The sequence below is a fragment of the Mycobacterium sp. JS623 genome, from assembly GCF_000328565.1.
Taxonomy (GTDB): Bacteria; Actinomycetota; Actinomycetes; order Mycobacteriales; family Mycobacteriaceae; genus Mycobacterium.
The window spans coordinates 1,745,712-1,765,180 of sequence record NC_019966.1 but is presented as its reverse complement, the minus strand read 5'-3'; the positions used below and the strand labels follow the sequence as shown (position 1 = coordinate 1,765,180).

13 protein-coding genes are annotated in these 19,469 nt (G+C 60.4%); 6 read left to right on the top strand and 7 right to left on the bottom strand.

The genetic code is table 11. The features are described from left to right. Window positions 1-733 precede the first annotated feature (733 nt). The 3 genes from MYCSM_RS08570 to MYCSM_RS37085 all read right to left on the bottom strand — a co-directional run bounded on the left by MYCSM_RS08570 (window position 734) and on the right by MYCSM_RS37085 (window position 3,482). Window positions 734-1,576 (bottom strand): hypothetical protein, encoded by an 843-nt coding sequence (locus MYCSM_RS08570; protein WP_157681304.1) that lies wholly within the window; start codon window positions 1,574-1,576, stop codon window positions 734-736. A 531-nt stretch (window positions 1,577-2,107) separates the two neighbouring features. Beyond that, window positions 2,108-3,028: a hypothetical protein gene (locus MYCSM_RS37090; protein WP_015305752.1), complete on the bottom strand. Its 921-nt coding sequence runs from the start codon at window positions 3,026-3,028 to the stop codon at window positions 2,108-2,110. 271 nt (window positions 3,029-3,299) lie between these two features. Next, entirely contained in the window at window positions 3,300-3,482 is a 183-nt protein-coding gene (locus MYCSM_RS37085; RefSeq protein ID WP_157681303.1) for a hypothetical protein, read from the bottom strand. Window positions 3,483-3,896: 414 nt separating this feature from the next. Here MYCSM_RS37085 and MYCSM_RS08560 point away from each other — a divergent pair, with 414 nt between their 5' ends. From MYCSM_RS08560 to MYCSM_RS38105, 4 genes are all read left to right on the top strand, one after another. Then, complete coding sequence (locus MYCSM_RS08560; protein ID WP_015305751.1) at window positions 3,897-4,625, top strand: hypothetical protein; 729 nt, start codon at window positions 3,897-3,899, stop codon at window positions 4,623-4,625. A gap of 1,488 nt (window positions 4,626-6,113) precedes the next feature. Continuing rightward, complete coding sequence (locus tag MYCSM_RS08555) at window positions 6,114-7,136, top strand: hypothetical protein (protein WP_157681302.1); 1,023 nt, start codon at window positions 6,114-6,116, stop codon at window positions 7,134-7,136. Between the two features lie 517 nt (window positions 7,137-7,653). Beyond that, entirely contained in the window at window positions 7,654-7,764 is a 111-nt protein-coding gene (locus tag MYCSM_RS38110) for a DUF2188 domain-containing protein (RefSeq protein WP_232425744.1), read from the top strand. 2 nt (window positions 7,765-7,766) lie between these two features. After that, the gene (locus MYCSM_RS38105; RefSeq protein ID WP_015305748.1) at window positions 7,767-8,174 is read left to right on the top strand and encodes a hypothetical protein; all 408 of its coding nucleotides are present in this window, start codon (window positions 7,767-7,769) and stop codon (window positions 8,172-8,174) included. Window positions 8,175-8,431: 257 nt separating this feature from the next. Here the strand turns inward: MYCSM_RS38105 and MYCSM_RS08545 are convergent, their stop codons facing one another. From MYCSM_RS08545 to MYCSM_RS08535, 3 genes are read right to left on the bottom strand one after another with little or no spacing between them, the layout of a single operon-like run. Then, on the bottom strand, window positions 8,432-10,219 hold the full coding sequence (locus MYCSM_RS08545) for an ADP-ribosylglycohydrolase family protein (protein ID WP_157681301.1): 1,788 nt from the start codon (window positions 10,217-10,219) through the stop codon (window positions 8,432-8,434). A gap of 47 nt (window positions 10,220-10,266) precedes the next feature. Further along, window positions 10,267-10,971, bottom strand: coding sequence for a DarT ssDNA thymidine ADP-ribosyltransferase family protein (locus MYCSM_RS08540; protein ID WP_015305746.1), 705 nt, complete (start codon window positions 10,969-10,971; stop codon window positions 10,267-10,269). Further along, complete coding sequence (locus tag MYCSM_RS08535; protein WP_015305745.1) at window positions 10,968-12,368, bottom strand: 3'-5' exonuclease; 1,401 nt, start codon at window positions 12,366-12,368, stop codon at window positions 10,968-10,970. Before MYCSM_RS08535 ends, MYCSM_RS08540 begins: the two co-directional genes overlap by 4 nt. A gap of 965 nt (window positions 12,369-13,333) precedes the next feature. On the opposite strand from MYCSM_RS08535, the gene MYCSM_RS08530 reads away from it, so the two are divergent. Then, on the top strand, window positions 13,334-13,636 hold the full coding sequence (locus tag MYCSM_RS08530) for a hypothetical protein (protein WP_015305743.1): 303 nt from the start codon (window positions 13,334-13,336) through the stop codon (window positions 13,634-13,636). Between the two features lie 159 nt (window positions 13,637-13,795). Beyond that, window positions 13,796-14,071 carry a hypothetical protein gene (locus MYCSM_RS08525; protein WP_157681300.1) on the top strand — a complete coding sequence of 92 codons (276 nt, stop codon included), beginning with the start codon at window positions 13,796-13,798 and terminating at the stop codon, window positions 14,069-14,071. A gap of 446 nt (window positions 14,072-14,517) precedes the next feature. Here MYCSM_RS08525 and MYCSM_RS08515 read toward each other — a convergent pair whose 3' ends face one another. Next, window positions 14,518-19,275 (bottom strand): glycosyl hydrolase family 28-related protein, encoded by a 4,758-nt coding sequence (locus MYCSM_RS08515; RefSeq protein WP_015305740.1) that lies wholly within the window; start codon window positions 19,273-19,275, stop codon window positions 14,518-14,520. Between the last annotated feature and the right edge of the window lie 194 nt (window positions 19,276-19,469).

Sequence of the window (19,469 nt, the reverse complement as noted above, 5' to 3'; positions counted from 1 at the left end):
CCCTGGCAAGCGAGAGTGATCTTCTGGCGCCGCATGGTTGGGCCGCCATACATGCGAGCCATCGTTGGACCGGCCGGCGAGGTTAGGAGTGACCATTGCCGCGAATCTCATCGGGTGTTCGGAACGTCAGCTGATCTGGCAACTCGTAGAACGTGGGTGCCGGCGCGACGAGCGTAATTCCGACTGGTGTGGTGTCGTAGCACCACCAACGCTCGCCACCCTGACCAACAGAGGACTCCGTGGCGCCTGTCCTCCCGTAAGTTTCGCCGTTTTTGCTCCATGGATCGGTTTGATAGCAATCGCTCTTGGCGACTGCAGCAGACGAATACAGCTTGATCGTCAACTCGCCCGGCGAGTCCCGCCATGTACAAACCAACAGTTCATCTGCGGTTTCAACGGGGCTGTAATCGGTCGGAAGCCGTTTCCCGCACGTAGGTGCGGGACCCGATGAGCGCTGTGGCACAAGCCATTCGAGAGCAGCTTGGCCCTTCAGCGGTGGACAGCTGCTGCCCGATGAACCGTCCCAGCACGTCACTGTCGGCGTTGAGGGCGAGAGCGCAGGCTGCGCTGATCCTGCGTCAGTCGAAGTACAACCAGCAATAGTGGACGCGGCAAGGCCAAGTAGCGTCAATGACAACGGCGCAAGCCCATAGCGCCGAATCCGTTTGTCTGTCATCGGAAACTCCTTCGGATGATGGAGAGATCATGCCAGCGACGCATCCGCCTAGCTAAGCTAGCTTGGTGCGAAGGAGAACTTGGCGCTCGGATCCGCTGAGTCGGTTGCGGTGATGCTGTCGCGCTCGATGGATACGTCCCAATCGATATAGCGACACGGTCCTGAGCTGACGGGTCCCGAGGTGACATCCGCAGTGACCAACCGCGACGTGTCCGAGCGGCGCTCTGTCTCTGTCCAATGCACCGCACACATTCCAGGAATCGTGATGTCTCCGATGAACGGACTGATGCTGGCCAGTGACAGGGTGGCAGCCGATTCAGTGCCTCGAACAGTCCACGTGCCTGTCCAACTGCCTGCGGTCGGCAATTCAGTCGACGGCGTAGCCGTGGTGGACTGGGAGTCGACAAGCGGGGTCTTGAATGTGTCATCGGTCGTGAAGAGCGAATCAAGCTCGCCCCTTTTCGCTTGGGCGCTAGCGGGTCGGGCGAAGTTCCCTCGGCCGAACTCAACGTCACCCCCTGGCGTGTCGTAGTAGTCCAAGATGATGACAAAGAATGCCTCGCTGACCGTTTTACCCGTTTGAACGGGGGTGTTGAACTCGACGCCAAATGAGGGCCAGCGCCCGTATTCGTCGTTGGTGTCGCAGGCCGAGTTCCCGCTGGTGAACGCCTGGGCGAACATCAGCCGATCCGATGAACCGCCGATCTGCATGTGCATGTCGATCTTGGTGTCAAAGTTGGGAGTCGTTGCGGTGGCGGACATTTGGCCAAGGATGACCGCGGCACTCTGATACTTGGGCCCGTCTCCGCACTGTTGACCGACGACTAGCGAGCTGTTGTTCGGATGGCTCCTGCCCCGCACCTCCGAGAACTTCACCGGCGCACTGAGCGCCACGGTCATGTCATACGAGTAGCCGTCGCGATTCGAGAACTTCCACGTACCTCGATTGACGAGGGTGGCGGCGATGGGGTTTGGCGCGGCGCCGCTCGTACTGGTGGGAGTATCGCTGCCGGAATCGCCAGCCAATGACTTTGAGAAGTGCTGTCTTGCTGAAGCGTTGACGACCAAGACCACGATAAGTGCGACGGCAAGGATGGCGCCTACGCCGAGGAGAAGGGGCCTTCTTCTAATCCGGGGGCCAGATGCAATCTGCTCGCTTTCCGGACCGGTTGCGTCGGTATTCGAGTCGTCCTCGGTCCAGAACGACCACCCTGGCGGCGCGGGTGGCCAGGAAGGGTCGGGCATCCAGCCTTTAGGGGGTTCCCAGCCAGCGGGCACCGGCCATCCGGGTGGAGGGTTGAAGTATTGGCGGCTCATTGCGGCAGTGCTCTGTGTCTGAGGGAAGGAGATGTTGCTACCGCAGTGGGCATCAGCGCTGTTGGGCGCACGTTGCTGCGCCCGGGTATCGGCGGAGATTGTCAGCGGTGAGCATCAGGGCGTAGCCGAGAATCGAGCGATGCCACGGTGCACCTGTACTCCCAGATAACCGAAGGCGATGAGCATCGCCACGCTGAATGTCGCCGAAAGCATCAGGAGCCCGGAGGGCACGGGTTCCGAACCGAGAACCGCGCTCAGGCTCTTGTTGATGAACATCGCCGAGGCAGCCCCCCACGCTCCGCCGATAGACGCCAATACACCAACAAGGCAGATCCCGTAGGCAGCGAACTGATGAGCCAGCTTTGTCCCCAAGCAGATGTAGAGATATCCCACGCCTACCCATAAGGCGTTCACCAAGACGCTCACCACGATCGATGAGCCGAAGAAGCCCGACGTGGCAAAGAACGTGGACGGCACCAGCATGTCCAAGAACAACGTGATCAAGAATGCCCCACCATAGACAGCGAAGACGAAGATGTCGGGGCTGTTCTGGGCAATCTTCTTGAACCATGGTTGTTGCAACAGCTCGCCTTTCGCGCCGCGCACCATCAGCTGCTGTACGAAGGGAAGCCCCTCCGTCGATGCTCGGGACGCTCCGTATCTCTGCGACTGGCCGACCGGCGCCCCGTTATCCGAGGACCCCGTCGGCGCACCGGGCAGCGGCGGGCAATACGAATAGGCGCTTTGCGGGCGGACACCGTACTGCTGGTCGACCTGGCGACGAGATTCAGCGTGTAGATCGGCTGTTGTCGCGATCGGCTCCGTTTGAGGGCACGGCCCGTCCGCGCCACGCTGATGCGGAGTCTGAGGGAAATGCGCACGTGCCGGCGCAGCCGCAGGTGATCCGTCCGCAGAGGTGCGGAGTTCGGCCTGGCGACGAAATTCAGCGTGTGGATCGGCTGGTGTCGCGAGGCGCTCGCTCTGCGCATCGGCTATGCCGGGCGGTTGCAGCGGCCGCGTTTCATCAACTGCCATACCCCAATGTCCTCCCCTTGGTCCCGCGCAAGCTCTTTGCTGTGCACATTTAACAACATCGCCTGTGACTATGCTGCGATTCAGAATGAGCTGCGGTATTCGAAACCCGTTGTCATCATGGGTCGGATAAAGCCACAGCACCGGACCAGTGGGTCAAAATTCGGCCACGCGGGGTTTCACGTGCCGCTGACAGATTTCCCGCCGGCTGTGTGCGGCACTTGCCCCCAAGGCAGCGTGAACTGCTCGAAACGGCGCGGTGGGATACCAAACATCAACTGCCCCAGGCGATCTTCGAGTGGATCGAAGCGTGGTACAGCCCACTGCGGCGCCACACCAGATCGGCGACTTCTCGCCGGTGGCCTTCGACCACCACACCGCCAGCGACGCTGAACCGGCGGCTTAGCATCGCGCCGGCGGCCCCCACCACGGCTGTAGCGGCGGCAAGGTCGGTCAAACCCGGATTCGGCGGTTCCGGGCTTTCCCGTCGTCGCTGTCCCGGCGGCGCCCGTACTGGTCGCGGATCGCGCGCCCCACCCGCGTACGGAAGTGGGGAGCGAGGCACGCTACCGAACTCGGAATCCGGGCCAATCCGAGCCGACCCCACGGTGCCGTAACCACGGTCAATCCCTGGCCTGCCCAGGCATAGCATGCCAGCCGTGTTTGTACATGCCGAACGGACAGCGTCTTCCTGCGGAATATGTCACACCTCCGGGTGCCGCGGCCAATGTAACGCTTCGCGGCGTAGCAGGTATATGTCCTCATACATGGCGACCATGCCGGAGGCTGCAGGTATTGGGTCGCTGCGCTCGTTGCACGGGCGCTCGAACCGATGGGGGGTCAACGAATGTCGGTCGGCAGGATTCTCACGATGGGGATTGCCAGCGGTCTGCTCGTCACCTGCGCTGCAACAGGAACCGGTGCGGCCCATGCCGACGCCTCAGCAACGGTGAAGACGCACACGCAACGGATGTCAGATGCGAATCTCAACTCTCAGCAGAATGGTTGGTACAACGCGGGCGACCATCTGACCCTCGTGTGCTCTCGACGCGGCCAGGCCGTCAAGGGATATTTCAGCTTCAACATCCCTAATGGCGGCTGGGACAATTTGTGGTACAAGACATCTGACGGTAACTTCGTCGCCGACGTCGACATCGAAACCGGCACACTGGATGTCGTGGCACCCGACTGCGGGAACAGCGGCCCAGCGCCAGCCCCGGCGCCGACGGCCCAAGATGGTGACCGAGTCGCCAACGCTTTGGGTTGGGCGCGTAACCAAATGGCCAACAACCCGAACAGTTCCATCCAATGCTTCGAGTTCGTCGAAGCCGCCTACGCTACGAAGTGGCCCGGCGGAACAGCCCTAGACTTCTACAACACGCTTAAGGGCCAAGGCAAGATTCACACCGATACCAATCCGCCGGCTGGCGCCTTGGTGTTCTCCAGCGACCCCCGATTCGATGGGGGCGCCGGGCACGTGATGCTCAGTGAAGGTAACGGCAATTTCATCACGGCGAACTACTACAAGGCACCGAAGATCCGTGAGGTGCCCTTGACCTATCCAGGAAACACCTACCTGGGTTGGGCAGTCGCGCCGTAGGCGATCCGCCAAAGAATGCTGGCTTAGAAGCGTTGGGAAATCAGTCGTTCCAGGGACGGTCGGAGCAGCTGTCTCTGACGACGAACTGTCAAGTTCACGAAGGGGGCAACGATGAAAGAAATCAAACCAACAGCGGGCTATAGCCGCGTCAAAGCCGGGCGCTCAAGTCCTCGCCGCTGCCGACCGCCGCGTTGGGATTCTCGCTGTTCGTCCGAACGAACGACAGCGATCTATCGATCTGGTCGGATACGATCCACACCGGTCCGACGAACTCGACACGACGAGGCAACGATGCACACCCGATGTACCGCATCCTTAGTACTTGCGATCGCGGTGGCTGCCACAGTCGCGGGATGCGGTCACCGCGGAATCAGCAGCAGCGGATCATCGATGAGCTGCTCCACGTACAACACCGTGAACACGAACGCTGCGCAATACGCTGCGAACACGAGCGCGGTGAGTGATCTCCTAACCGCGCACGGTATCAACCCGGGTGCCAATCATCACTACAACGCCGCCGCTGGTGATTACGTCATGAACGTTACTGTGGCGTCTGACGAGGTTACAGCCCACTGCGCGAGCAACCCAGGCTCGACGATCGACCAGGGCGTCGTCTGGTCAAATTTCAAGACCCAATAGCCGACGGTCGCTGTACAGCGTCCGCCTCTTCATACTTTTGAATCAGTGCAGCGGACAGCTGCGCACGTCCGGCGCTATCAAGTACCGGACTCAGATCGATGACCACCGTGACGAATCCGCCGACCCGCGATCACAACAAGGATTGCGGTCTTCTTCGGAGGACGGCGATGAAGATTTGCCCTCATTTGGGTTCCTCCTGGGGCGTAACGGCTTCGTGTTCTGTAACGTTTTGCCATCGCCCGGCTATAAGGACGTCGACAGCGGCCCTTCGGGAGCAGTGTTCCGACGCGGCCGGGGTACGCATCTCGTGCAAATCCCTGCGTGGAGAAGGGGGAAGCGGTGGCGGTCGGCGGATTGCTCAAGTTCGTGACAGGACTAGAGCGCGGCGACCCGCCGAGCGAGTCATGGTTGGGGTGATCGAGGGAGACATGATCAAGCTCATTGGCGCTACTACGTCAGCAGTCGCCGAACGAATCGGCCCCCCAAAGCGCGGACGGGAAATCGGAAGATGAGAGCGCTGTCGCTCAAAAGTACCTCTGCCCCCAGTTACCTTTTAACTAACACGCGTTGCGACCAGCCGTCGTGACTACTTCACTGTGCAGTGATCACATGAGCTGGCATCGACTCGCTGATTTCGATGCCCTGTTAGCAGGATGATCTGCTAGACGGACCTGACCTTGGGAGGCATGTATGAACTTCGTGGGGTTGTTCTTTGGTGCGCTGTTCGTATTGGGAGCGGGCTGGGCCGTATGGCGCTTTGTCACCGGGCCAGTGCGCCTAGGGCGGAGCGTCCAAAGGCTCTTCGGTGCCGTGCAGCAGCGCCGGGCTGACAAAGCTGCTGGAAGGCCTGTGACTCCGATCAACTACGTGGGGATTGCCGGAGTTGCGCTGGCGATCGTCGGCATGATCATTGCCCGCACGACAAGTGCTATCGCCGGGTTGGGCATGATGGTCATCGGCATCGGTGTGATTCTGATCGGCGTCAAAATGGCTAAGGAGAAACAAAGCAGCACCGGCCAGGCCGAGGCCACGCCCGGGCCGCTAGAGGTGCAACCACCCGTTACCCCGCCCCCCGCGGCGAGCGACCAGCGTGCGCACGACGCGGGTAGCCACATTAGTGGACTTCAGCATCAGGCGTCGGGACCGCCAATCAGCACTCCCCCGGAAAGCCTTGCGCACGAGCACCTTCAGGCATCGGATAGCGTACACACAGATAGCGGTGACTTCGCTCCGTTTAGGACCGGGCTAGCCGGCGACGTGGGCGGGGTCCCTGATACGACCTACCCCAAATCGGCCGGCCGGTTTGAAACTCCGACTACCGGGCATGTCGTGGGGAGCGCCGAGCGGACCGACTCGAATCCTCCGCGACCGCTCCAAAACCCGCTACCACCTCCCCATACGCTGGCACCTAAGTCGTCCGAGACGTCAAACGCGACTCGATGGGCGCTTGGGGGGGTGGCCGCCGCAGTAATCATTGTTGTCACCGTTGTTCTTTCGGTTGTGGTTTTTGGTTCAGGTGGCAAACCACCTGTCGGCCAGTCGGCCCAGACTTCTCCGTCGATGCCGCCATCGGAAGGCGTCGCGGAACAACCTCCTGCTGTAGGCAGCGGATCGCAGTGCGGCACGGTCCGTCTCCCAGATACGGATAGCTACAAGGCCGTGACCATCGTGTCAGGTGATATTAATTGCGACGAAGCGAGTTCTGTCATCAATAGATATTTCAGCGATACCGGACTCATCAAGACGGGCAACACGCTGGCCGCTCAGTTCAACGGGTGGGGGTGCGCGATGCCCACAGCTACTGCAGCGGAGCAGGACGGGTACTCAGTGCAGTGCCGCCGAGATAGCGACGTGATACGAGTGGCTTCCTAAGGCATAGGCCGATCGAATCCAGCGAATCAACCGGAACAGTGGTCGCCGTGAAGCAACCTCATCCACAGGCCTGAATGACGATGTCTCTCGCACCAAGATGCCGCAGCAGAACTCTGACTTGGGACTACGCGCCACCGAAGAGTTGGTCTACTTCGACAGCCCGTTGAAGGACGCACCACATGCCTTCGTTGGTGAGGCTGGCCATGTGCGTGAAACGGACTGGCACACAGCCGAATTCACCAGGGCGCCCTTACGACCGGTGCGGCGTGCATCAGAGCGTAGGTTCTCCCAGAGCATGGAGGACCTTGTTGATACGTGCACCACGTGCCCGAATCGATTTGTGCGGTCGAGCTCGGCTGCCGATTCGTACGGCCAGGAACGCTCGACGCGTAGCCCCGGCCGCGGCGTTGCGGAGCTTACGTTTGGTTCCATACGATGTGCAGCATAGTTGCGCTCACTGAGGTTATGCGCCTTCCCTTTTCGCCGTGTAACCAATAGGGACTTGGCGGTTGCCATCGTGTTCCGTCACAGTGGCGGCGGCGAAGTCAGGGTTCACGGGCGTGACGGCAAGATCCGTGACTCGAACACCGTCGACCCCGGCAACGATCCTTTTCCCCCGAAGGGCTGAACGTGACTCAACGAAAGCCTCCGCGAATTGGCTTGGGCGGTTTCGCCGAGTTCGCCTCGGCCATGTCCAGTGGTCGCATCACGGCGGTACAGAACGTCATCACGAATGAGTTCGGTGGTTACGAGCCGGGTCACGATTTCTACCGCCAGTTCCGCACCGCGCTGTCCGAAGGCATCGCGAACGGCGACGACCCGCTCCGGGTCCGCCGGGCGATCGATGAGTGCACGATGCCGAGCAAGAAGACCCACTACGAGGAACTGGCTGTCGGGTGGGTTCGTTGGCGCGCGAAGAAGAAGCTGGAGTGTTCTCGCAGCCGCGCGTCTGGCAGAGCGAAGGCCTCGAAGTTCGAGTGTCACCGCAGTTCACCTGGCATCACCGAGACGAGCAGTACCTCGTCTGGCCGTATCTGAAGGGGCCCGAGCTGTCGCGAGATGGTATTCAGGCTGCTGTCCGCTTGATGGAGATTACGCATTCCGACAGCGGGCGATGTCCAGCCGTGTTCGATGTCCGCCGCGGAAAGCTACATGTGGCAATGAAGCGCCGCCGCAATGGTTTTGACGCGTGGCTCACGAGTGAAGCCGCTGCGTTCATCTCGCTTCTCGGGTCAATCAGGACCGTGGCATAGACGGCCGCCACGAAGCGTACGAAAACAATTGCCCGGCATTCGTCAGACAGTCGTGATTCCATCCCCTCGCCCAGAGCGTTGGGCTGCCTGGTGAACGAGAACAGAAAATGCAACGACCTGTTCGACGGTGCCGTGCACGGCTAGCTGACGCAACGCGTACCCGAGCGCTTCCGGCGAGAACTTCCTGTGTGCGACCCACCCGAAGATCTGATCGACATTGATGTCGCGGCCGCGCGGCCGGTCACCCTGTTCGGGAACTACGGGCTCACGCCGTACTTCGGTTTCGGGACGACTGGCCACCGCGGTCCTCACAGTCCCAGTGTCATCCTTGCCACGCTGTTCTCGAGGACCGCCACGCCGTGAATCTCGCCGCCGCTCAGCGGCTTCCGAGGTATTCATGGCTGCGACATCGCCCTCAGCCACATCGAGGATGGTGCCCTGCCGTCGCGCCACATCGACTACGACGCGGCGTGCGGGCCACGCGCCTGCCGGAAGTTGGCGAAGCTGTAAGCGCTGTTTTAGCAGGACGGTCTGTCCAAAGTCGGTTCTCATCCAGCGCCATATGTTGTTCTGGAACTCGGCTGGCTCTAGTCCGGCGATGGGTTCGCACCAGCCGAGCCCCGCTAGGGCGGGGCGGTCGTCGGCCAGTCCGCATGCATCGGATTGTGTACGGGGCGCCTCCCAGTCCAGCAGATCGGGGTAGGCGAACCGTTTGGTCGGCTCACCCAAAGCGATACTGGCAAGTCGCTGCGCTTCTGCGGCGATGTAATCGCCGTCAAGGACCTCGGGTGCGTCATCGGCGCCGTCCGCAGCGCCAGATACCGCGGCCGCCATGGTGGCGATCGTGTCAGTGTCGGTGCCGATGGCGCGCGCAGCGGTGACGGCAGCAGCCCGCACATCAGGGCCAACCGCTGCCGATAGTGCGAGCGCCGCAACAACCGTGTGTAGACCGCTGCCACGGATCTCCTCGTTCTTGAGACCAAGCCCATGAACCAAGTTCACGTAGCTTGCGGCCAGCGCGTCTAGGTCAGTCGCATCCCCATGACCATGAGCGTCGACTCCTAGAGCGTCAGCGGCCAGCTCAAGCATCTTCTCGCACTCGGTCGACACATCAGCCCAGGCTTCCGCTAGCGACATGCCGACCTGGCTCTCCCACGATGGCCGCCATATCCCGTTGATCTCGGGGTACCGATCGATGAGCTGAACGGCAGACATAGTTCTGGACAGTAGGCTCGGCCACCGCCCTGGTCCCGGCACAGTGCCAGTGGCCAGGGTCTCGCCGAGTGCGGCAGCGTGAAGTATCGCCCCAACCAATGCACGGGGATGGCCGTGCGTGGTGACGGCGTCGACGAGGACATCCCCGAGATACAGTGCGTGCCCGGCAGGGTCCGCAGCCGCCCACACGTGAGGCTGGATGCGCATGGAAACACCATTTCCGCCTCCATTGGTCCATCCGTCATAGAAGTTGGCGAACCAGGCAGCGTCGGGCTTGGCAAGGTTCCTTGCGGCGGCCTTGCTGGAGTGACCACCGCCTAGCGCGTACGACGGCCACACCGCAAGCTCGACCCGCGCGAACGCCTCAACATCGAAACCGCTGCCCGTCACCGCGCGTCCGACCGCTAGCCGAAGCTGCGTGTCATCGGAATAGCAGCCCGCCGGCAGAACTGCCTCCGCCCCGAAGCGGCCACCCACCCGACGGCGCCATTCGACAGGAAGGGCAAGCTGTGGCCCGTGCTTGCCAAGACGGCGTCGTAATCCGCGCTCGTCGGTGAGTTCACTGATGAATCCGAGCGCATCGGCCCATGCCGCCCACAGCGCTGAACGTGTCACCCGATCCACGTGGACAGAGCTGTTAATCGAAGCTCCCGATTTGGAGCTCATGCGAACACATCCGGTCGGTGTGTGACGGCCACTCCCTCTGCGGCAGAGAAGAATTGGATCCAGGTCTTTACGTCGTCGATGTGGTCTTCCACCGCAACATAGATGCCACGCAAATACTCCAAGGACACCGCGTGCGGGTATAACACCTCGGCCTGATCGTGGGTCGGGAGGTGCGCAGGCATGTCGGCCCGTCGGCGAATGCGCGTGTAATAGTGGCCCCACTGCATGGAGTCGGCGAATAAGGCCTCAAGCCCATCTCGGCCCGTGCCCCGCTTGACTGTCTCGACATATGTGTTGTTGGTCGTGGTGAAATGCACGCCCTCGTGCGCCATGATCATCGGATCAAAACTGAGCACGGTCCACCACATGCCAGTTTCAGGCGGGTGCCAGTCCTTTGACGACTTGTCCAGCATGTACTTGTTCACCTGGCTGATAGAGAGGTTGACGTAGTCCGTCCACGCTGAATCCTTCAGTCGAGAAGCGCAGTTCGGCGCGTATATGTGCTCAATGTACTTCTCCTCCTCCAACCGGTCGCGGGATAGAACAGCGCCGGTCGCACAGACGCCGACCAGACCGTTCGGAGCCGTAGTGAAGTGCAACACCTCGGTGATGCCCCGCTCGGCGATCAGCGCGGCCACCTCATGATCGATATCGATTGCAGGAGGGCCCCCCGAGCTCGACGTCGGTACGGTCGCGCTCACAACATCACCTGCTCGTAAGTCGACGGATCGAGCAGTGACACCACGGTCGACTCCTCGCCGGGCTTATAACCGAGCATCACAGATTTCCTGGCGCGGCCGACGCCCATCGCGATCAGGCGACGGTGCCCATCAAGTTGGCCGTCTCCGGGCTCGACGCCGTGCGGGGTCACCTTGGCAGCCAGACCGGGCATGACGACGTGGTCGAATTCGAGCCCTTTTGCTGACGCGAGGGTGCACACGGCGATCGCTTCGGGGCCGGTCGGCCAGACACTGTTGCGGGTGAGTTCCACGAATGGGATCTGTGCCGCATGGAGGCGGCCCTTGAGTTCGGTGAACCAGGCGCCGCCCTTCGGCTTCAGGAAGGCAACTGAGTCGCCGGCCTTCACCGTGCTCGACAGTCGATTCAGCATCGCGTCGATCTGCTCGCCGTACTTGCCGACGAAGACCACCGGTTTGTCTCCCGATCTCGTACATGCATCGAAGTCGGGGAGATTACCGTCGTCGTCCGGTGGCAATCCTTCAACGAGGGGCCGCGCAAAGGCGGCAATCTCCCGGGTGTTGCGGTGGTTCGACCTCAGTGTGTGAGTGCGCGCCGGATCGATGGTGATGCCTACCTCCCCCCAGCTGAAGTACCGCGGGTAGATCCGCTGCACCGCATCCATCACGAAGGTCAACGACCCGGGTTTGGCAAGGTGGTGCCAGATAGTCCTGACCTGATTCGTGGAGAAGTCCTGGGCCTCGTCAACGATGATGACGTCCCAGGGCGGCACTCCGGACACGAATCCGGCGGCCACAGCCACATCGTTCCAATCGAGAACTCCCTCGTCGAGCTTCTTCGCGTTGTAGGGAAGGATCACGTCGTCGATCAGCCTGCGCCGCAACGGTTTCTCGACGCGCGGCGTGATCCCCCGGCCCGTGCGAGTCGCCGTCATGTAGTCCTCGATGTGATCGGGAGGAAACCGATGAAGTATGTAGCTGATCTCCTCCATGAGGAATTCGTCGCTGTACGGCAATCCGACGAGGAGAGGCTTCAGCAACTGCTCGGACATCCTGTCGCCGCAGATATCGGGTAGACCGAGTAGATGTACAGCCCACTTGCTGAACGTCGATACCTCGAGGTGAAGAGCTGAGCTACCCGTGACCTGGTCGCTCGCAAGCTGGGCGATGTACCCCTCGAGGGTCTTGTTGAACGTAAGAACGAGGATGCGGACCGGATCCTCCAACCCCATCCGATCCCTGCGGTTCAACCAATACGTGGAGAGTTGTCGAAGGCGAAGTAGCGCCGTCGTTGTCTTCCCGCTGCCCGCGGCTCCCTTGATCAACATCACGCCGGGCCGGTTGTCGCTGACGATCTTCAGCTGCTCAGGAGTCGGGGTCTGTGGTTGGAGAATTCGCATGGCCGCCTCCAGCGGGTTGGGTCCCAGTGCGCCGGGACCACGTGCCGCGAAGTCTACTCCTGCCAGCCGTTTGCCACGGATCCCGCGCGAAGCAGCAGAAGGCCAGCGTTTCGCGTTCGGTGCTGCAGGTATTGACATCGGGCGACTCGGAAAACTAGCCCAATCCTGGCCGGGCCGCCCGATGGCAATCGCAGGCGGGGGTGAACTCACCAAGGCAGAGGAGCCGGGCCGGATACCGGGTCAGAACGTCGGGGGCCGTCAACGCGCCGATCTCACCAATGACCGCGACATCCTCGCGAAGTCGACGGGAAGTCCAATGACTCCGTGGCAATTGACCACGCCCTATAGCGAGCTGGTCTGTTACCTCCTCCGAAGGTAAGCAACCACTCGAAGTCTGGAGATCAGTCAGTGGCCCGCCCACGCGGCACCTCCGACGCCGTAACCACTGACTCTTCAGGATCTTCAGGCTTGGCAACCGTCCACAGCTCACCGCCAATCTCGGCGACGCTAGCCTTCCGTCCCGGCGACGCCTGGCACTACACGTGCCGCAACGAGCCCACCCTTATTTGGAATTGGGAGTCCGAGTGCGGCGGCAACGAGTGGGTCGTTGTCCTGGTGTCCAAGCAGGCCATCTTCAGCCCCGGGAGTCGCACGAGCGGTGATGCGGAGCGCGCGGACCCGTTCCTATATCAAATCTATTGAGCAACAATGTCGTTCGATGTTTTGCCTGATCAGACGACTTTTTGGGGCTCCCGAGGCTGCGCATAACGAAAAGGCTTGTGTATGGCAGTTTTTGATGTCACTCGCGTCTACCGCTATACCCCCGGTTGCAACCAGGCCATGTGCGACTGCGGCTAGGAGGGTGAGCCAAGCCGGTTGCGTTCAACCGCCGTGCGGGATACTGAAAAGCACTGCCGCGGCGCTGAATGCGAGCTAAACCGGTCGTTAGTGCTAAGGGGCTTCCGATGCGCTGGTTCAAGCGCCGATACGAGCGTCCTTCGCCGTACAGTGCGCCGCCGTCCGAACAATTCCTGGAACTGTTGAGGCAGGAAGCCGACGCGATCGCGCAGGGAAACACCGCGGGGTCTCGATCCGGCGAAGACGTACCTTGCTGTGGCGTAACGCGCGAGAACCAGCCATCATGGGTCATCTCCGCGTCGCCATTTGACCCCGGGTCCATCATCGACGCAGAGATCATGTTCGTCGCGAGCGTGACGTTTGCGACGGCCATCTACCTTGTGAAGCAAGGAGCGGAAGTCATCGACTAGTAGGAGCCCTCGAACGGGTTCTCGTCGAAGACACAACATCTCGGTACAAGATGGCCACTTGTCGGTTCTGGAAAAGCCAGCATTGATGTTTCCTCGTCCAAACGGCGGCGGACACCTCGGCATGGCAGTTGCGTGCCCGGCGGGTCTCCGAAGTGCAGCGTGGGCAGCTCGCTGCGACAATTGTCTATGGTCGAGGAGCCGTATCGCACAGGCACCATGACCGTGTTGCTTCCCTCAAGCACCCCCGAGCACACGGTGCGTTCATTGGCGCGCCGACAGGTGATCAATTCCCTTCGCGCGACGAATGAATGGCCGGTCCGCGTGCGGGTCGTCGGCAGCGGTCCGGCGCGACGCGACGGCACGAAACCCTGGTACGTCACGTACGATACCGGGCCGCATGGTGAGGTCCACGATGTACACGATTTGTTCGATTAGTTGGTCGCGGCCGTCCGCGCCGCCGGTAGCCCGCCCAGAACTGCCTGACCCATGAACCGATGGCAGGAAGCTGATCTCGCGTGGGACTTGATCGACGCCGTGTCGGCGGGGAGTGATTCAGCAAAACGTGTGCGTATTATCGCGAAAATCGGTGCGGGCGAACCGCATAGCGCCATCGAGGACTTGCTCTATGCCGCAGTACTCGCGCGTGTATCGCTTCGCGCGAACGTCGCCTTGCGTCTGCAATCCTGGGTCGACTGCTACGCCGGTAGCCCCGATGAGCCACGCCTACGACGCCTGGTGGAACGCGCCACGCAACGGGCTCACCCAACACCGTGAGCGACGATCGTTCTGGTTTCACCCGCTTGACCCTCGGCATCTTGAATGCGGCTGGTGTAGCCCTACGACCGCAAGGTCATAGTAGTGAGCCCGCAGCTGGACGAAGACTAGTCGCCTACCGCAACTAGTGTCGGCGCAGACGAATACGTGGCGGTGAACGTTCCGCCAGCAGCGATACGGTACGTATCGCCTACTGCCAGAGTCCCTGACACCGCGACGCCATTAACCGAGACGGCTGTAACAGTGCCTGCCGCCGTGACGTAGAGGGTGACGTCGACGCCAGTATTGTTTGTCCACGCCACGGTCGATGCGGCCAAAGCGAATGCAGTGCCCGGCACAGATGAGCCCACTGGGTTGTAACCAGAGTTGCCCCGCAGCGCCCAAACGGTCTTGGTCACCCCAGCATTGACACTGAGAGCTCCAGAGGTATTGGCGGCTGAACCGGTGAAGTCATTCCCAAACATGCTGAAACCGGTGATCACAGCCGACGTGTAGCCCGCACCGATGTTGACGCCATAGCCCTTCGAGCCAGTGATGGTGTTGGTCTTTATTCTCAAGCCCGTAACAGATGTATTCACGGTGATGCCATCATCAGAACCGGCCGTATTGCCGGTGCCGTTACCGATGATTCGGTTACCGATGATGTCCAGATCGGTTACCACGGCCCCGGTTGAGCCGAAATAATTCAATAGGATGCCAGGTGAAACGTTGGTGAGGATGTCGTTATCGGTGATCGAGATGTTGGCCATGGTGGATGCGGAACCGACCTGGATACGTACGCCGCAGGAACTGTTGGTCCAGATTCGATTACCCGTGAACGTGTACAGGCCTGTGTAGACGGGGGTTCCAGTGCCGCCGGTGTTCGTTGGCTTGAAGTTAATGCCCGAGCCACCATTTCGGAAGATCTGGCACCCGCTCACTAATCCCTGCTGTCCAACGTTCATGCCGGTCTCGGTAAACGACGGCCCCCGAACTGCAAAGCCGTCACCAGTGTTCTGGAACAGTTGAACGCCAATCACCGTGAGGCTGCCCGCACCGGAATCGCTAATGCCGTCATTCCAGTTCAGGTAGTACTGCCCGCCGATGACACTGGCACCACGTGAGCTACCAACCACAGTGTTGGTGTTGTTCTCGAAGAACAGTCCGTGGTTGCCGTTCAACCGGGCGATGCAATTAACCCAGCTCGCCGTTTCTTGGGTGAAGATGTCGATAGCATGACCGAAGCCCGAACCGCCAGGCATGAAGCCATTTTGCAGACGACCGTTGTTGGCTGACTCGCAAGCCGTACCGACGGTGTCGACGTTGTCGTCGGCGGCAATACCGGTAGCCGGGAAGTCATGCACGTAGAGGTTTCGATAGCGCATGTGCATACCGGTGTCGAAAGCCAGGCCTTTGTAGCCCACGACATAAGATGTGGCGCTGTGCCCGCTACCGTCAATCTCCAAGTCGGCGAATGTCACCCCTTCAAAGTGTTGATTCGAGGGGGCTTTTTGAATCGCTCCTTGCGTCGGTGCGCCGATCACGTGAATGCTGGAAACCTTGTGCCCGTAGCCGTGCAATGAGACTCCGTGGGCTGGATTGCCTGATGAATCTTGCCAGAGGATTGACGACGAAATGACGCAACGCCCCGGCAAGACAAACGGGATGCTGACGGCCGGGCCTGCGCTTGAGGCGAGAGCGGCTGCGTTGTAGACGGCTTGCTGAAAAGCCGTCGTGTCATCGGTACCCCAAATGCAAGTGCCTACTGGTGTTGGCGCGTTGGAGCCGAAGGTGCTGGGGTTTTGTGAACCGGACGCAGTGACGGTTTGAGAAGCGTTCGCCGGGGTCGATCCACCCGAGGTGGTAACGAGATTGATGGTGCTGCCCGATGAGCCAGCCCCAATGAAGCCGACGAGCGGCGCGTACTGATTCTGGGATAGCGTTTGGCTGCGCGCTATCAAAAGTGCTGTGGGGGTCCCAGTGGCAGTGGCGTTGGCACTGAGTGTCCCCGCGGTGGTCGAGGTGATGGTGATCGATGCACCAGCCGGTATGCCGGTACCCGAGATCGGATACTGGAAGTTGGTGAGAATTTGCGACGGCCATGAACCAGAAGTCACGGTGACCGAGGTAGAGCTACTTGTTGTATTGATCTGAACCGAAGCATCAATGACTGCGCCAGCTCCTGTGATGACGCATGGCTTCCCAATATCACTTGACTGAATGGCCGGTGCCCATGCGGGGAGCGTGATGACATTGGAGCCAGAGGTGATAGCGGCGCCGTAGACACGCTGAGCATCGCAGACCATGCCAGCTTTTTTGGCGATCCCGAGCCCCAGTTGGGCAAGGGCGGGATTACTGACATCGCTCAAATTGTTGGTTTTCTGCAACTTAGTGGCATCGGCGACAGTGATATCGGCTGTGCCGTCGAAGGCCACGCCGTTGATGTTTCGGGCAGTAGTGAGCTTCAATGCCGAAGCGGCACCATCGCCATCAAAAATAGCCGTATCAGAACTATCCCCGCCGACGGTCTTGGTCGTCGTCTGGCCGAGATTGCCGCCGTGGTTAATCCGGGCGTAACAGCCAGTGGCAGTACCGAAGTCAATGAACGGGCGCGACGGCGTAGTGATGGTGCTGGACGCGTCATTGAATCCGTTGACGATCAGATGGCCGAAGGTTCCGAGAAATTTGAACACCGGATTAGAGCCAGACCCCGAGAAGAAGCTGTACCGGGTCGAGAACCCATTGAACACCGCTCGGGAACTGGAAATCACGACCTGGGGCTTGCCGTCTGCCGTCAGCTCCAACCCCTCCATATGCGTGGAGTTGAAGACGGCGTTGCCAACGTTGGACAACCCGATGCCGCCGGAGCCGTCGATCTGGTGCTCGATGTTGAGCTGGTTGAACACCACCTCGTCCCACGACGCCAGACGCAATCCATATCCAGTCGCACTTTGCCGGGTGCCGCCTGAATTGTTGTGAATGTAGATATTGTTGAACACCACGCCAGTAGCGTTCGCCCCACCGGTGCCGTTGGCTGCTTGCAGATCGATACCCGAGATCGAGAATCCGAGAATATGGATGTTCTCGAACACGCTGGAGAATATTCCTGCATAGTCAATGACGCCGGGATTAATTCGGATCCCCACAGCCGCATAGAGAATCGTGATGTCAGTTAGCCGTGACATAAACACGTCACCGTTACTCGTGTTATCACCAAAACCGATGCCGATCGCATTGGTTGAGGTGCTCGGCTGTTGCGATTGATAGCGCAACACGAGGCCGCTGATGTTCTGATGATGACCCCCGATCGAGAGGATCTGGGTATTGCTGGTGGCCTGTAAGATGACTGTCTGATTGCTACTTTGGCTCGGTTCGGCAGCTCCGGATCCGACGACCGTCAAACCTGGGATAATCCAATTCAGCATCGATGTGATCTTGAAGACTCCTGGCGGGAAAAACACTGCACCCTTTGGCGTCCCAGTCGTTGCCGCTGACACACAGGCGTTGATAGCGGCCGTATCGTCGGTCGTGCCATCTCCGGTCGCACCATAGTCTTTGACATTGAAGATAAGTTCACCTTTAGCGACCTTTCCGTTGAGGGCCGTTTGGGTTGCAGTAGAGACCGGTTTGTTGGCATCGCTGGTGTTATCGACATTGCCGAGCCCAACAGCTGTCTTATCCAAGGCTTGCCATGATTTGTCACCTCGCCAATATTGAGAGGTGGTCCCAGCGGTGATGGTTGGTTCCTTGGCCGTTAAACCTGGAACCGTTGGGGCGGATGCTGTTCCGCCTAAGTCACCGGCGAGCTGAACGATGCCCTTGCTGGTCGTCGTCGCGTCCGCGGCCGGGACAATGGCCGCGTTCTTCCACTTGCTTGAGGTGCCGTCAAACGTGAGAACTTGGCCGTTGGCAGGTGAAGCAATAGAAAGGTCCGTCAGGTCAGTGCTTGCCAGCGTGACTGCGCCGGTCTTCCCAGCCACACTGGTCACGGGCGCGCTGGCTGGGGCGCTCCAACTGGCGGCAGTGCCGCTGGAAGCGGTCAGGACTTGTCCGCTAATGGGTGTACCAGAAACGGCAATCCCCTGGATTTTGGCGACTTGAGGAGATGCAGCAGTGCCAGCCAAATCGCCGGCGAGTTGTAGCTTGCCTTTGGTGGAGCTTGTGGCGTCAGGCGTGCCACTGGCAGCGGCGCTATCGACATAGGCTTTGGTGGTCGCGTCTGTGCCGTTGGTAGGGGTGGGAACGGTGACGGTGCCGGTAAAGGTGGGGTTGGCTTTGGGGGCGTAGGTCGACGCTGCAGTCGACGTATCGAGCTTGTTCGCGAGGCCGGGAACTGTTGGCGCCGATGCAGTTCCACCGAGGTCGCCGGAAAGCTGGACGATACCCTTGCTAGATGTGGTTGCATCGTTGACGGTGGTGCTTGAGACGGTGGCAGGCACCCAGGCGCTGCCAGCCGAGGAATAGCTAAGAACCTGACCATCAGCGGGGGCAGAGCTATTGACCGAGCGCCCTTGAAGTCCGGTTACCGTTGGGCTGGCAGCAGTTCCGCCGAGATCGCCTGCGAGCTGCACCTTGCCTTTGACGGAGCTTGTCGCGTCAGCGATGGTTGGATTGTCGATCTTGTTCTGCAGTGCTACAGCGAGTTTGGCTTCCTGAATGGTGCCATCAGTGATGAGCGCATTGGTAATAGAGCCATCGGCAATCGACGTCGCATTGACGGCGTCGCTCGCAATTGCGGTGTTGGTAACACTATTGGGTGCGATCGTGTTGGCTGTGACCGCATTGTCTTTGATCAACCCATCGGGTTTGTGAGCTTGTGAAAGATAATCGTTAAGGACGTCGCCCCACGTGCCGCTGTCGCCGCCTGGTTGAGGCAGGCGGGCCACTACCGATGGCCCTCCTGGCCGCCGTAGGTAGCACTGCTATAGCCAGTGTCGGCTGAAGTCGGTCGCTTTTGCGAGCTAAGCCGGACAACCCATCCAAGGCCGACAAGTGCGGCAGCACTAATAGCCAGATGTTTGAGAAAACCCTTTCGGTCCATCTGTTTATTGAGAATTGCATCTATTTCAGTCTTGAGTGT